We start from the raw sequence: 13,368 nt of genomic DNA, 5'->3' as shown, positions 1-13,368 counted from the left end.
CTAGTCAGTGCCGACCACGAGGAATAATGCTCTATCAGCATAAAGCGACCCAGGTCACATCCGATGAGCTCGACGACGCCGCCCGATTGCGCGTTCTGAGCAATTACTATCCCTACCCCGACGACCTCACCCGCCCGGTGGTCCGCGCGAACATGGTCGCCTCGGTCGACGGGGCGTCGTCGGTCGACGGCAAGTCCGGAGGGTTGGGGTCCGACACCGACCGCGCGATCTTCCGGACCCTGCGCGGCCTGGCGGATGTCGTGGTGGTCGGGGCCGGCACCGCGACCGCCGAGAGCTATCACCAGCCCGAAGCCGACGAGGCCTTCGCGGCGGCACGCAGCGACCTCGGCCAATCGCCGGCACCGGAATTGGTGCTGATCAGCAACTCGCTGTCGATCCAGCCCGACTACCCACCGCTGTCCCACCCGGCGACCACCGTCCTGACCTGTGCGGACTCACCGGCCGACCGCCGCCGGGCCTTGATGGACGCCGGCGCGACCATCGTCGACTGCGGAACCGAGAAGGTCGAGTTCGGCCGCGTCCTCGACCATCTCGCCGAGCGGGGCCTGCTCCGGGTCCTCTGCGAAGGCGGTCCGGGCCTGCTCGGGTCGATCATCGCCGACGACCTCCTCGACGAACTGTGCCTCACCATCAGCCCGACCCTCGCCGCCGGCGACGCCGCACGCATCGCGCACGGACCCGCGCCCGTCGACACGCCGCCGACGATGCGTCCACACCACATCCTCGGCGACGACGACGGCTTCCTCTACACCCGCTGGACGCGCGCGAACTGATCGGTGACCAAGCAGGTGTGCGGAGATGACTAGGCTCGCCGTCATGGGTTCAGGTGGCGACGCACATTCACGACCGGCCTCGTCACCCCGGCGAGCCGAGATGGGCCGGCGCGCGATGTGGCGTCGAGCGCGCCGGCAGCTGATGGCGGCGACGGTCGTCGTTCTCGGCGTCGCCGGTTGCGCCGTCGGCCCCAACCCGGGACCGGATCTCGTTCCGGGTGGCGGAGAAGGTGGCGCCGCGCCGGCCACCTCGAGTGCACCTCCGCCCGTCCCCACCCTGCAGAAGCCGGCGAAGGAACTCTCGTGGTCGGGGTGCGGACCCGCGATCGCCGACGCCTACGCGGTGACCGTGCAGTCGGGTGTGACGGTCGACTGCGCGAAGTACACCTCGCCCATCGACCCCGACCAGTCCAATTCGGGACTCACCGTCGCCGCCACTCGCATCACCACCGACGCCACCCCCGCCGACGCCTCACCGCTCGTCCTGACGTCCGGCGTCGACATGCCGTCGTCGCGGGCGTTGATGCTGCTCGCATCCGGTCCGGGACGTTCGCTCGTCGACAAGCATCCGATCGTCGCGATCGATCGCCGCGGGATTCCCCGCAGCACCGCGTTGGACTGCCTGACCCGCACCGAACGCGACACCATGGCCGACAACGGTCTCACCCCGGGCGCCACCACCGACCGGCGCATCGCCGCGCTGGCCACCGCCGCCTCGTCGGCGTCCGACGGCTGTACCGAGACCCTGTCCCCCGACCAACTGGCCTTCGGCGTCGCCGGCGCCGCCTCCGACCTGGAGACCCTGCGCAAGGCCTGGGATGTCCCCCAGCTCGGTCTCATCGGGCTCGGCGAGGGGTCCGATGTGGTGATCGCCTACACCTCCCTGTACGGCGGCCGTACCGGCCGGATGATCCTCGACACCCCCGTTCCGTTCGGCGCCAACGCCCGCGACACCGGCGCCGCGCAGGCCACCGGTGTCCAGGCCGCCCTCACCACGTTCGCGCAACGGTGCGCAGCGCTCGGGTCGGCCTGCGCGCTCGGGTCCGACGGCGCGGACACCATCGCCTCGGTCCTGGCGAAGGGACGCACCGGCGACCTCGGCGGGCTGTCCGACACCCAGGCGCTCGCCGCGATCACCACCGGGATCGCGCTGGCACCCGGCACCGCCGACGGGATCGGCGGCGTCGCCACCGCCATCTCCGCAGCCAACCGTGGTGACGTCGGCGCACTTCGTGATCTGGCCACGCGGTCGGAGGCACTGCGTCTGACCGATGGACAGATCGTCGCCGAATGCAACGACGTCAGCGGCCCCGTCAGCCAGAACGAGATCAACGGCCTCATCACGACCTGGACCAAACAGAATCCGCTGACCGGCACCGACACCGCGCTGTCGCTGATGCGGTGTAACGGCTGGGCACCGGCCGAGGCGGTCAACCCGCCCAACAGCTTCCCGGTGGTGCCGCTGATCCTCGACAACCCCGGAGACCCGATCAACGGCGGCACCGGCGCCGCGGCACTCGACCCTGTATTCGCCCGAGCCCAGGCCCAGCCGGTGACCGTCAGCTGGGCCGGGTTGGGGTATTCGGCGGTGTCGCGCAGCAGCTGCGTCGCCGACCTCGTCGCCGAGTATGTCGAGAAGTACCCGCTCACCGGTCCCGCCGACCGTGGGTGCCCCAGCTGACTGCCTTCGACGAGATCCACCCCGGTGGGCGCGGCGGTGTGCCCGCGCGGGGCTGATCGAATTCCGGGTGGCGTCCGTAGTACGGTTCGCGGGTGGCAATTCTCGACAGGTATCTCTACCCGCAGATGCCCGCGCAACGCATCATCCCGCTGGTGCTCTGGCCACTGAGCGTGCTGATGATTCTCCAGCGCTCGGTGATTCTCGGCGTCAACGGTGACCGAACCGACGATTTCAAACCGGTCTACAACGCCGCGTTGGCCTTCCTCAACCATCGGCCGGTGTACGCGGAGAATCTTGACACCGTCGACCCGCACTATCTGTACCCGCCGTCGGGCACGCTGCTCATGTCGCCGATCGCGGTCATCGACCCCGAGCGTTCCCGCTGGTTGTTCATCGCTGTCAGCGTGATCGCGCTGATCGCGTGCGCTTACCTGATCACGCGGCTGTTCGGGTACAGCGTGAACACCTGGGTGATGCCGACGGTGCTGTTCTTCTTCTTCAGCACCGAGACCGTCGCGCACACGCTGATCTTCACCAACTTCAACGCCTTCGTCCTGCTCGGCATGCTCGCGTTCATGATCTTGATGCTGCGCAACCACGACTGGTGGGCCGGCGTGCCCATCGGCCTGACGCTGGCCGTCAAACCGGTCCTCGCGCCGCTGTTACTGCTTCCTCTGCTGACGCGTCAGTGGCGGATATTCGTGGGCGCCATCGGCATTCCCGTGCTGCTCACGATTCTGGCGTGGCCGGTGTCGGCCGACCCCAAGTCCTTCCTGTCGCACACGGTTCCGTACCTGACTTCGACCCGCGACTACTACAACAGCTCCATTACCGGCAACGGCGCCTACTTCGGAGTGGCCGACTGGCTGATCGTCGTCCTGCGCATCGCGTTCACGCTGATGGCGATCTTCTCGTTGTGGTTCCTCTATCGCTACTACCGGCACACCAATGAACTGCTGTGGATGGCCACGTCGTCGGGAGTGTTGCTGTGCACGACGTTTCTGGTCGGGTCACTCGGCCAGGGTTACTACTCGATGCTGCTGTTCCCGCTGCTGATGACGGTGCTGATCCCCGGTTCCGCGATGCGTAACTGGCCCGCCTGGCTCGGTGTGTACGGCTGCTTCACGCTCGACAGCTTCCTATCGACCCGATGGGACGGATTCGGGCGGCAACTCGAGTACAACAAAGTCACCTGGGGGTGGTCGCTGCTGATGATCGCGGTGTTCTGTTCGTTGCTGTTCCGGTATCTGGACATGCGCCGCGACGGTGTGGCGGGACGGTGGAACCAGTGGTCGCCGTCGGCTGAGGGCGACGTGACAGGGGTGTCCGCCACGACATCACCCGAGTCGGCCTCGGCGTAATCCCCGGGTCACCAGCCCTGGGCATGCTGCCGCTCGGCGACCGCGGTCGTGCGGAAGCATTCGTCGGTGAGCGATCGTGCGATGTCACTCATCCGCGCCGACGACGCGGTACGGCCACGCACGAACTGTTCAGAACACCAAGAACAGGAGAATCCGTCCGACGCGGCCGCCGCCACTCGCCGACGTGTCACGCACGTCGCGCCGCGGGTCATCGATCCGGTCGGATATCGAACGATTCACCGGCGACGGCACCGGTTGACGCCGCGCCTGATCGGTCCAGACGACCGGGATGGTGTCGAAGTCGGTCGACATCCGCGGCTTCCACGCCTTGACTCGCCGGGTGACGGACCAGTCTTGCCCGAGTGAGGGTGTTCCCTGCACCGGACGACAGTGAGCCCTCCCGGGAGATGATCCGCGCGCGCCCCGACACTTGAACGACTCGTGTCCTGGTCTGGGGCGCGCTGTTCGGAGGACGCCGTCGTGGCGGCACCGGCCGTCGCCTCGTACCGTGGACGACATGACCGACACGCCCGCACAGAGTCCTGCCGATCTCGCCGACCTGTCCGACGCCGAGTGGCGCGAACGCCTGTCCCCCGCCGAGTATCGCGTCCTTCGCCAAGCCGGTACCGAGGCCCCCTTCACCGGTGAGTACACCGACAGCAAGACCGTAGGCGTCTACCGCTGCCGCGCGTGCGGCTCCGAATTGTTCCGCAGCGAGCAGAAGTTCGACTCGCACTGCGGGTGGCCGTCGTTCTTCTCCCCGCTCGCCGGGGACGCGATCATCGAACGATCCGACGACTCGCTGGGCATGCGCCGCACGGAGGTGCTGTGCGCCAACTGTGGCAGCCACCTGGGTCACGTCTTCGCCGGCGAGGGTTACGACACCCCCACCGACCTGCGCTACTGCATCAATTCGATCAGTCTGACGATGGAGCCGGACGAGGGCTGATCAGTCCGACACCGTCTCAGTCCGACACCGTCACCGACTCGATCGTCAACGGGATGCCGTCGAGTCCCACTGCGCACCCGGACGAGACCAGACCCGCGCCGGTGACCACCGCCAATCCCAACCACGACCGCCGCTGCCTCACGGAAGTGCGTCGACCAGCGCCGTCGGCTCTATCCGCGGACCGGTGAAGAACGGGGTCTCCTCACGCACATGCATGCGGGCCTCGGTGGCACGCAGATCGCGCATGAGATCGACGATCCGGTGCAGCTCTGGCGCCTCGAAGGCCAAGAGCCACTCGTAGTCGCCGAGCGCGAAGGATGCGACGGTGTTGGCCCGGACGTCCTTGTACCCGCGGGCGGCCTTGCCGTGGTCGGCGAGCATCGTGCGCCGCTCCTCGTCGGGCAGCAAGTACCACTCATACGACCGCACGAACGGGTAGACGCAGATGTAGTTGCCGGGCTCCTCCCCCGCCAGGAAGGCCGGGATGTGACTCTTGTTGAACTCCGCCGGGCGATGCAGCGCGACGTTGCTCCACACCGCGTTGCTCCCGCGTCCCAGCAGGGTCTCGCGACGGAACCGGTTGTAGGCGGCCTGCAGATCTTCGAGCTTCTCGGCGTGCCACCAGATCATGTAGTCGGCGTCGGCCCGAAGACCGGAGACGTCGTAGACGCCGCGGACCACCACGTCGGTGTCCTCGAGAGACTTGAAGAAGTCGGTGACGTCGGACTTCACGGCGTCCCGGTCGTCGCCGAGTTCTCCGGGCCGGACCGAGAAGACCGAGAACATCAGGTAACGGATGGTGGAGTTCAGTGCGGCGTAATCCAGGCGGCTCATGTCGTCAATCGTGCCACCGTCGCCGATGTGCCCGGCAGCCAGGGATGCTCAGCCGAGGTCGTCGAGCAGCGCTGCGGCCGCACGCCCGGCTTGTCCGATACAGGCCGGCACCCCGACACCGGAATACGACGACCCGGCCAGCACCAGCCCGCGCGGACATTCCCCGAGTAGTTGCGTCATCCGGGCGAGATGGCCCGGGGCGTAGCGCGGCAGGCCGCCCGTCCACCGTTGCAGATAGGTCGCCACAACTCGCGACGACGGCGCCGGGACGCCGGCCGCGGAGCACACGCGGTCGAGATCATCGAGCGCCCACACCCGCAATCGCTCGTCGATGCCCGGTTCGGTGTCCTCGCCGGGGATCGGCGCACCGTAGCGACCGAAAGACGCTCGCACCGAAACGGGACGGTCGGGTGAGTCCAGGTGCGCCCACTTTCGTGAGCTCAGCGTGAATGCCTTGGCCCGCAGGTCTTCTCCGGTGGCCACCAGCACCCCGGAGTTGTCGGGCAGCTGGGTTCCCGGCCGCAGGGCGACCGACACCACCACCGACGACGCAGGTTCGACGGCGCGCAGTCCTGGTACGACGGCGGGTACCGAAGTGCGCAGAAGGTGCGCGGCGATCCAGGCCGGGACCGCCACGACGACTCCGTCATAAACCGGTCTGGGGCCGGCGCCCGCGGCGGTGCGAACCGACCAGGAGCGCTCGACTCGGGTGACCTCGGCGACCGCACATCCGGTGATGAGTCGCGGGCGTGCTGCGTCGATCACGGCGTCAACGAGCACCTGATACCCACCGAGGAGTGTGCCGAAGACGGGTCCGGTACCGCGACTCTCGTCGAGCAGGCCACCGACGGCCTCGGTGAGGCTCCCTGCCCCCGCGTCCAGGCGCGCCGCCAGAGCCGGAATCGCCTCGCGCACACCGATATCACGAGCAAGACTGGAATAGACCCCGCCCAGCATCGGGTCGACGCTACGATCCACCACCGACAGACCGAACCGCCCGGCGACCAATTCGCCGACACTGATATCGGTCCCCGGATGCCAGCGCAGGGGTCGGGTGGGTTCGCTGTCGATGAGCCTCAGGTCGACCGGATCGACAAGACCCTCGACCGCCGTCGCCGACCGCGGTATCCCCATCAAGGCGGGTGCCGGCAGCGGATGCAACGTGCCGGCGGACCAGATCGCCGGTCGCCGGGTGGTCGGCGACACGACGCGGTCGGCCAGTCCGAGTTCGGTGACCAGATCGAGTGCCTCGGGTCGGCGGACGATGAAGGCCTCGGCGCCGACATCCACCGGCGATCCGCCGACGTCCACGGTGCGCAGGATGCCGCCCGGGCGGTCATCGTCGCAGTACACGTCGATCTGTGCGTCGGCACCGAATCCCTGCCGCAGACGCAGCGCCGCAACCAGGCCGGAGATCCCGGCGCCGACGATCGCGATGCGCACCGCCATCGTCAGAGCGCGTGGATCAGTTCGACGGCGCGGGTGAGCACGTCCGGATCGGTGTCGGGCAGAACTCCGTGACCGAGGTTGACGATGTGGCCGGTCGCGCCGGCGGCGAGGGCGCGTGTGCCGTCGTCGATGACCCGCTTGATCTCTGTTTCGACGACGGTCGGGCCGGCGAACAGGACCGTCGGATCGAGGTTTCCCTGCACCGCCTTACCGGATCCGACGCGGCGCACGGCCTCGTCGAGGGGCACCCGCCAGTCGACGCCGATGACGTCGGCGGGCGCCGCCATCGAGGCGAGGAGCTCTCCGGTCCCCACGCCGAAGTGGATGCGCGGCACGTCGTAGGGTGTCACCTCGGCGAACACCCGGGCGGTGTGCGGCGCGACGTAGGTCTGGTAGTCGGAGGCACTGAGCGCTCCCGCCCACGAGTCGAAGACCTGGATCGCGTCGACACCGGCGTCGAGCTGCACCTGCAGGAAGGTGATGGTGATGTCGGCGAGACGCCCCATCAGCGCGTGCCAGGTCGCGGGCTCGGACCGCATCAACGCCTTGGTGTGAACGTAGTTCCGGCTCGGGCCGCCCTCGATCAGGTAAGACGCGAGGGTGAACGGCGCACCGGCGAATCCGATCAGCGCGGTGGTCTCGGAGAGCTGGTCGAGGATGAGGCGCACCGCCCGCGCCACCGCACCGACCGAGCCCGGTTCGAGTCGCGGCAAGGCCTCGACGTCGGCCGATGTCCGAACCGGCGCGGCGATGACGGGTCCGGTGCCGGCCACGATGTCGAGGTCGATACCCGCCGCCTTTAGTGGAACCACGATGTCGGAGAACAGGATCGCCGCGTCGACGTCGTGGCGCCGGACCGGTTGCATGGTGATCTCACAGACCAGCTCGGGGTCGAAGCAGGATTCGAGCATCCCGTGATCGGCGCGGATCGCGCGATATTCGGGCAGCGAACGCCCGGCCTGCCGCATGAACCACACCGGGCGGCGGGTCGGGGTCTGGCCGCGTGCGGCCGCGACCAGCGGCATTCGGGTGTGGGTTCGGCGCGTTGCTTGTGTGTGCGACATCGGTACTCACTCTGCCATGTCCTCAGCACAATCCGGTCCGCGGAGCCCGATCGGTCGGACCCTGCGGTCGGGTCATCACCCGGCGCGCCTCCATCGCCGGGCGTGGTCCTCGTCATACTGTCGGGAGCGTGACCTCCTCCGGAGCTCCGACGGAGCCTGCCGACTTCCGCATCGCGGTCGAGTCGCTGCATTCCGCCCGCATCCGCCGCGACATCGAGGTCGGACCCATCCGCCCACCCCAGCGTCTCGCGCCCTTCAGTTATGCCGTCGGTGCCGAGGTCAGTCCACCCGACTCCGACGACGTCGACACCGACTCGCAGGGCAGCGCCTTCGGCCGTTTGATCCTGCTCTACGACCCCGATGGCCAGGACGCGTGGAACGGCACGATGCGCCTGGTCGCCTACATCCAGGCAGAGATGGAGGCGGCTCTTGCGATGGACCCACTGCTGCCCGAGGTCGCGTGGAGTTGGTTGTCCGATGCGCTCGGCGTGCCGGTCGGCCACACCGCGTCCGACGACGGGCATCCGGGTGGTTCGGCCGTGAGCGTGACCGCGTTGGGCGGCACCGTGACGTCGACCAGCTCGGTCCGCTACGGCGACATCGCCGGTCCACCGCGCGCACACCAACTGGAGTTGCGGGCGTCATGGACGGCACCGACGGCCGACGGTCTCGGCGGTCATCTCGAGGCCTTCTGCGATGTGTTGGCCTCGGCCGCGGGCCTTCCACCGGTCGGGGTCACCGAACTCGGGTCCGCGTGAACGATCCGGCCCCACCCGATACACCCGACGGCCCCGAAGATGACCGGCCGGCCACGACGCCGCTGCTCGCACCGCGCGACGGGGTGCTGGCGGTACTGACGAGTCCGACGGAATTCGCCCGTGCCGCTGAGCAACTCGCGGCCGGCGACGGTCCGGTCGCGTTGGACACCGAACGCGCGTCGGGTTACCGGTACTCCCAGCGGGCCTACCTCATCCAGATCCGTCGTCACGGTTCCGGCAGCTTTCTCATCGATCCCATCGAACATCCCGACGCACTCACCCCGCTCATCGACGTTCTCGAGGGACCGGAATGGGTTCTGCACGCCGCCGATCAGGACCTCCCCTGTCTGCGTGAGGTCGGATTCCGGGGCCGGGAACTGTTCGACACGGAACTCGCGGGCCGACTTCTCGGACTCACTCGGGTGAACCTCGCCGCGATGGTCGAGCAGTTCCTCGGGCTCGGCCTGCAGAAGGGGCATGGCGCTGCCGACTGGTCACGTCGACCCCTTCCCGACGAGTGGCTCAACTACGCCGCACTCGACGTCGAGGTGTTGGTGGAATTGCGGGACGCCATGGATGCGGCCTTGTCGGAGGCCGGAAAGCAGGAGTGGGCCCGCGAAGAATTCGCGTACGTCCTGGCGCGGCCGGCATCGCCGCCGCGAAGGGATCGTTGGCGCAAAACGGCCAACATCCACACGATCAAGACCGCGCGCGGCCTTGCCGCCGTGCGCGAATTGTGGACGGCGCGTGAGGAGATCGCGCAACGACGAGATGTTGCGCCGGGACGCGTGTTGCCCGATTCGGCGATCGTGACCGCCGCAGCGGCCGGGCCGCAGTCCGCGGCCGAGCTCATCCGTCTACCCGTATTCGGCGGGCCGCGCCAACGCAAGCAGTCGGGAACGTGGTTGTCGGCCCTGCTGCGCGCACGCGACATGCCCGAAGCCGAACTCCCCCCGCGAAAGATCCCGACGACGGGTCTACCTCCGGTAAGCCGATGGGAGCAGCGCAATCCCGAGGCCGCCGCGCGCGCCGCACGAGTCCGTCCGCTGGTGAAGGAAATCGCCGAGGCCAACAATCTCCCCGCCGAGAACCTGCTCCACCCGGAACTCGTCCGGCAGCTGTGCTGGGAGGGACTACCGGTGCCGGTCACCGCGGAAGCGGTAAACGAGCGCCTGGCCGCAGGGGATGCCCGGGGCTGGCAACGCACGCTGACCGCAGGCCCAATTGCCGGCGCACTCAACAGCATCGACGACTCCGCCGCCGACTCGAACGGAACCGACTGACCTTCGGCCGCGCACTCCGGTCCGATCGGCGAACCCCAAAGCAGTTGGGTGAGAATCTAATCCACTGATCGACCCCCAATCTCACCGGCCCAGCTCACCAACCCGCGCCGGTCGATCACTCCCATCCGGCCGGCCGAGACCCTCCCCTCACCCGCCGGTCGAGCCCTTCATTCTGAGAACTTGACCACCCCAATCCCATTGGTCCATGCACATCCTGGCAACTCAACGCCGTACCAGCCACGCCCGACAACCCCGAAAATCGTCAACGACCACCCCGACATCACCGCCCCCCTACAAGCAGGAACTCGACCAGATCCGCGACCACATCCACCGCGACCACACCAGCACCGACGCCGGTAGTGGTGCCGGGGCAACCGAACCCGCAGACACCGACGTGGTTGACGCCGACGTGGTTGACGCCGAGAGCGTCGATGCCGACGCGGCTGACGGTGACGCAGGTGGTGAGGCCGAGTCGGTCGATTCCGACGCCACCGCCGCCGACATCGACAACTCGGCGAGTTCGGACGCTGACAGCGAGTCCGACCACGAGGACGCGGCACCGACCGTCGGGGCCGAAACCCCATCCGATCGTGGTGTTTCGAAAGATCATCCGGCTCCGGCCGCCGACTGGTCCAACGTTGTCGACAGCTTTGATGAGGGCGACGACCACGAGTCAGGCGTCGCCGACCAGCCCGAACCAGGCGTCGACAAATACGATTCAGGCGCTGCCCAATCCGATCCCGTCGAGCCCCAACCACCCGACCAACGGGACAGGCCCGACGCCGCAGGTGTCGAGCACCCCGACGAACCCGGTGTCACCGACACCGGGGACACCGACCTGGTCATCTTCGACGGAGACGGTGTTGCGATCACCGACGATCCCGACGACCCCGACACCACTGCCGGGCTGGAGTGTGCCTCGCGCACCCGAGTCCGGGTCCGCGACCCGACCACCGAAAGTCAGCCACGCGAGCACCGCATCCGTGATGGCGGCATCCGTCCCAGCCGCGTCGACCGCGAACGTGAGCTCGAGGAACCGGCCGCCGTCGGCAGCAACCCACGCAACAGCCGAATCAAACGAGTCCAGGCCGGCGGCCGGATCCACCACCGGCTCGACACCTCCTGAACCAGCCTTGCTGCCTGGACGCACCACGCCGCCGCAAAATCACTGTGACCGTGCGGAGGACGCGTCAGTCCGCGTCCGGTGTCTCCAGTTCCGCCGATGTCGAGTCGTCATGCGCCACATCGAGTTCGGAATCGTCGAGCGCAGCACGGTCGAGTCCGGGGGTCACCTGCATTCCGGAGACCGTGGCCGTGATGGACCGCGCCAAGTCCTGCGCGGTCAGACCGAGCTCCGACAAGATCTCACCGCGGGAAGCGTGAGAGATGAATTGCTGAGGAATCCCCCGGATCTGAACCGGCGCAGTCACATCCGCATCCGACAGTGCAGCGGCCACCGCCGATCCGACGCCTCCGTGCACACCGCTGTCTTCCAGTGTGACCACGAGTCGGTGACGACCGGCGAGTTCGACCACCGATGGCGGGACCGGCAACACCCATCGAGGATCGACGACGGTGGCCTCGATTCCCTGACTCCGCAGTCGCTCCGCAGTATCCAGGGCCAACGCGCAGAAGGCGCCGACCGCCACGATGAGAACGTCACCGCCGATCGGCTCAGTCGGCGAGGTGCCCCGCCGCAGCACATCAGCCCCGTCATCCAGACGCTCGATCGCCCGAATGTCTTCCGGCACAGCACCCTTGGAGAATCGCAGCGCAGTGGGTCCGTCGCCGATGTCCAAGGCCTCGTCAAACTCCTCTCGCAGCCGCACCGCATCACGAGGTGCGGCGACGCGGATGCCCGGAACCAGGCCCAGTAGCGACAGATCCCACATTCCGTGATGGCTCGGACCGTCGGGGCCGGTGATCCCGGCACGATCGAGGACCAGCGTCACCGGCAGTTTCAGCAGCGCGACATCCATCAACAACTGATCGAAGGCACGATTGAGGAAGGTCGAATAGATCGCGACCACCGGGTGCAGACCGCCCAGTGCCAACCCGGCCGCCGAGGTCATCGCATGCTGTTCGGCGATCCCCACGTCGAACATCCGGTCCGGGTACCGCTCGCCGAAGGGCGCCAGTCCGGTCGGGCCGGGCATCGCGGCGGTGATCGCCACCACATCGTCCCGGGCGGCGCCGGCCTCCATCAGCGCAGCGGAGAACACCGACGTCCAATCCTGGGGCGACACGGTCTTGGCACGGCCGGTGGCGGGATCGATGACTCCGGTGGAGTGCATCTGATCGGCAACGTGATTCTCCGCGTGCGCATACCCCATGCCCTTGCGGGTCACCGTGTGCACGATCACCGGCCCGCCGAAGGCCTTGGCCTGGCGGAACGCCGACTCGAGTGCCTCCACGTCGTGGCCGTTCACCGGTCCCACGTACTTGAGGCCGAGATCGGTGAACATCGCCTGCGGCGCAAGCAGATCCTTCAAGCCGCTCTTCATCCCGTGAAGCAGCGCGTACGCCGGGTCGCCGACGACCGGCAGCTTCTGCACCACCTTGCGTCCCTCGTCGAGCACGCGCTCGTACCCCGGCTGCAGCCGCAGTCCGGACAGGTGTTTGGCGAGTCCGCCGATGGTCGGGGCATACGATCGACCGTTGTCGTTCACGACGATCACCACCGGCCGATCGGCACCGGCGATGTTGTTGATGGCCTCCCAGCACATTCCGCCGGTGAGCGCACCGTCACCGACGACGGCGACCACGGTCCGCTCGTCCTGCCCGGTGAGCGCGAACGACTTCGCGAGGCCGTCGGCGTACGACAACGCGGCCGAGGCGTGTGAGGATTCGACCCAGTCGTGCGGGCTCTCGGCACGATCCTGATACCCGGTGAGGCCGCCCTTCTGCCGCAACGAATCGAACCCGTCACGCCGGCCGGTCACGATCTTGTGCACATAACACTGATGCCCTGTGTCGAAGATCACCGGATCGATCGGCGAATGGAAGACACGATGCAGCGCCAGGGTCAGCTCGACGACACCCAGATTCGGTCCGAGGTGCCCGCCGACCGCCGACACCTTCTCGACGAGGAAATCGCGGATCTCACTCGCCAACGCGGTGACGTCCTCGGGCGAGAGCGCACGCAGATCCGCCGGTGAATTGATGTGCTCGAGTTGGCCCATCACTCCTCCATCA

General features: G+C 67.9%; 13 protein-coding genes. 7 read left to right on the top strand and 6 right to left on the bottom strand.

Features of this window, described 5'->3' with window-relative positions; translation table 11 throughout:
- The first annotated feature begins 26 nt into the window (after window positions 1–26).
- The 3 genes from ACWETB_RS08160 (at window position 27) to ACWETB_RS08150 (ending at window position 3,836) form a co-directional block, all read left to right on the top strand.
- Entirely contained in the window at window positions 27–794 is a 768-nt protein-coding gene (locus tag ACWETB_RS08160) for a pyrimidine reductase family protein (protein ID WP_449744619.1), read from the top strand.
- Window positions 795–909: 115 nt separating this feature from the next.
- The gene (locus ACWETB_RS08155) at window positions 910–2,475 is read left to right on the top strand and encodes an alpha/beta hydrolase (RefSeq protein ID WP_452210570.1); all 1,566 of its coding nucleotides are present in this window, start codon (window positions 910–912) and stop codon (window positions 2,473–2,475) included.
- Between the two features lie 92 nt (window positions 2,476–2,567).
- Entirely contained in the window at window positions 2,568–3,836 is a 1,269-nt protein-coding gene (locus ACWETB_RS08150; protein ID WP_449744620.1) for a glycosyltransferase family 87 protein, read from the top strand.
- Between the two features lie 129 nt (window positions 3,837–3,965).
- Here ACWETB_RS08150 and ACWETB_RS08145 read toward each other — a convergent pair whose 3' ends face one another.
- Entirely contained in the window at window positions 3,966–4,148 is a 183-nt protein-coding gene (locus ACWETB_RS08145; protein WP_449744621.1) for a hypothetical protein, read from the bottom strand.
- 205 nt (window positions 4,149–4,353) lie between these two features.
- Here ACWETB_RS08145 and msrB point away from each other — a divergent pair, with 205 nt between their 5' ends.
- On the top strand, window positions 4,354–4,785 hold the full coding sequence (gene msrB, locus ACWETB_RS08140; RefSeq protein ID WP_449744622.1) for a peptide-methionine (R)-S-oxide reductase MsrB: 432 nt from the start codon (window positions 4,354–4,356) through the stop codon (window positions 4,783–4,785).
- Window positions 4,786–4,801: 16 nt separating this feature from the next.
- Here the strand turns inward: msrB and ACWETB_RS08135 are convergent, their stop codons facing one another.
- The 4 genes from ACWETB_RS08135 to hemE are packed head-to-tail and all read right to left on the bottom strand — an operon-like array spanning window position 4,802 to window position 8,132.
- Window positions 4,802–4,927 (bottom strand): hypothetical protein, encoded by a 126-nt coding sequence (locus tag ACWETB_RS08135; protein WP_449744623.1) that lies wholly within the window; start codon window positions 4,925–4,927, stop codon window positions 4,802–4,804.
- Complete coding sequence (gene hemQ, locus ACWETB_RS08130; protein ID WP_449744624.1) at window positions 4,924–5,619, bottom strand: hydrogen peroxide-dependent heme synthase; 696 nt, start codon at window positions 5,617–5,619, stop codon at window positions 4,924–4,926. The genes ACWETB_RS08135 and hemQ overlap by 4 nt, the downstream gene beginning before the upstream one ends.
- A gap of 48 nt (window positions 5,620–5,667) precedes the next feature.
- Window positions 5,668–7,068: a protoporphyrinogen oxidase gene (gene hemG / locus ACWETB_RS08125; RefSeq protein WP_452210450.1), complete on the bottom strand. Its 1,401-nt coding sequence runs from the start codon at window positions 7,066–7,068 to the stop codon at window positions 5,668–5,670.
- Window positions 7,069–7,070: 2 nt separating this feature from the next.
- On the bottom strand, window positions 7,071–8,132 hold the full coding sequence (gene hemE / locus ACWETB_RS08120) for a uroporphyrinogen decarboxylase (protein ID WP_452210448.1): 1,062 nt from the start codon (window positions 8,130–8,132) through the stop codon (window positions 7,071–7,073).
- Between the two features lie 128 nt (window positions 8,133–8,260).
- Between hemE and ACWETB_RS08115 the strand changes: the two genes are divergently transcribed.
- From ACWETB_RS08115 to ACWETB_RS08105, 3 genes are all read left to right on the top strand, one after another.
- Window positions 8,261–8,890, top strand: a complete 630-nt coding sequence (locus ACWETB_RS08115; RefSeq protein WP_449744627.1) for a DUF3000 domain-containing protein — start codon at window positions 8,261–8,263, stop codon at window positions 8,888–8,890.
- A complete protein-coding gene (locus ACWETB_RS08110) occupies window positions 8,887–10,173 on the top strand; it encodes an HRDC domain-containing protein (RefSeq protein ID WP_452210446.1) in 1,287 nt (428 codons plus the stop codon). Before ACWETB_RS08115 ends, ACWETB_RS08110 begins: the two co-directional genes overlap by 4 nt.
- A 205-nt stretch (window positions 10,174–10,378) precedes the next feature.
- Entirely contained in the window at window positions 10,379–11,299 is a 921-nt protein-coding gene (locus ACWETB_RS08105; RefSeq protein ID WP_452210444.1) for a hypothetical protein, read from the top strand.
- A gap of 64 nt (window positions 11,300–11,363) precedes the next feature.
- Here the strand turns inward: ACWETB_RS08105 and dxs are convergent, their stop codons facing one another.
- Window positions 11,364–13,355 carry a 1-deoxy-D-xylulose-5-phosphate synthase gene (gene dxs, locus ACWETB_RS08100; protein ID WP_449744630.1) on the bottom strand — a complete coding sequence of 664 codons (1,992 nt, stop codon included), beginning with the start codon at window positions 13,353–13,355 and terminating at the stop codon, window positions 11,364–11,366.
- Window positions 13,356–13,368 lie beyond the last annotated feature (13 nt).

The sequence above is a fragment of the Gordonia sp. NPDC003950 genome (assembly GCF_053605205.1).
Note: the sequence above shows the minus strand (reverse complement) of the source record. Positions and strands in the feature narration are given on the sequence as shown.

Coding starts and splice junctions, on each gene's coding strand:
- msrB (WP_449744622.1), top strand. CDS start 4,354: ATGACCGACACGCCCGCACAGAGTCCTGCCGATCTCGCCGACCTGTCC.
- ACWETB_RS08160 (WP_449744619.1), top strand. CDS start 27: ATGCTCTATCAGCATAAAGCGACCCAGGTCACATCCGATGAGCTCGAC.
- ACWETB_RS08145 (WP_449744621.1), bottom strand. CDS start 4,148: ATGTCGACCGACTTCGACACCATCCCGGTCGTCTGGACCGATCAGGCG.
- hemE (WP_452210448.1), bottom strand. CDS start 8,132: ATGTCGCACACACAAGCAACGCGCCGAACCCACACCCGAATGCCGCTG.
- hemQ (WP_449744624.1), bottom strand. CDS start 5,619: ATGAGCCGCCTGGATTACGCCGCACTGAACTCCACCATCCGTTACCTG.
- ACWETB_RS08155 (WP_452210570.1), top strand. CDS start 910: ATGTGGCGTCGAGCGCGCCGGCAGCTGATGGCGGCGACGGTCGTCGTT.
- dxs (WP_449744630.1), bottom strand. CDS start 13,355: ATGGGCCAACTCGAGCACATCAATTCACCGGCGGATCTGCGTGCGCTC.
- hemG (WP_452210450.1), bottom strand. CDS start 7,068: ATGGCGGTGCGCATCGCGATCGTCGGCGCCGGGATCTCCGGCCTGGTT.
- ACWETB_RS08105 (WP_452210444.1), top strand. CDS start 10,379: ATGCACATCCTGGCAACTCAACGCCGTACCAGCCACGCCCGACAACCC.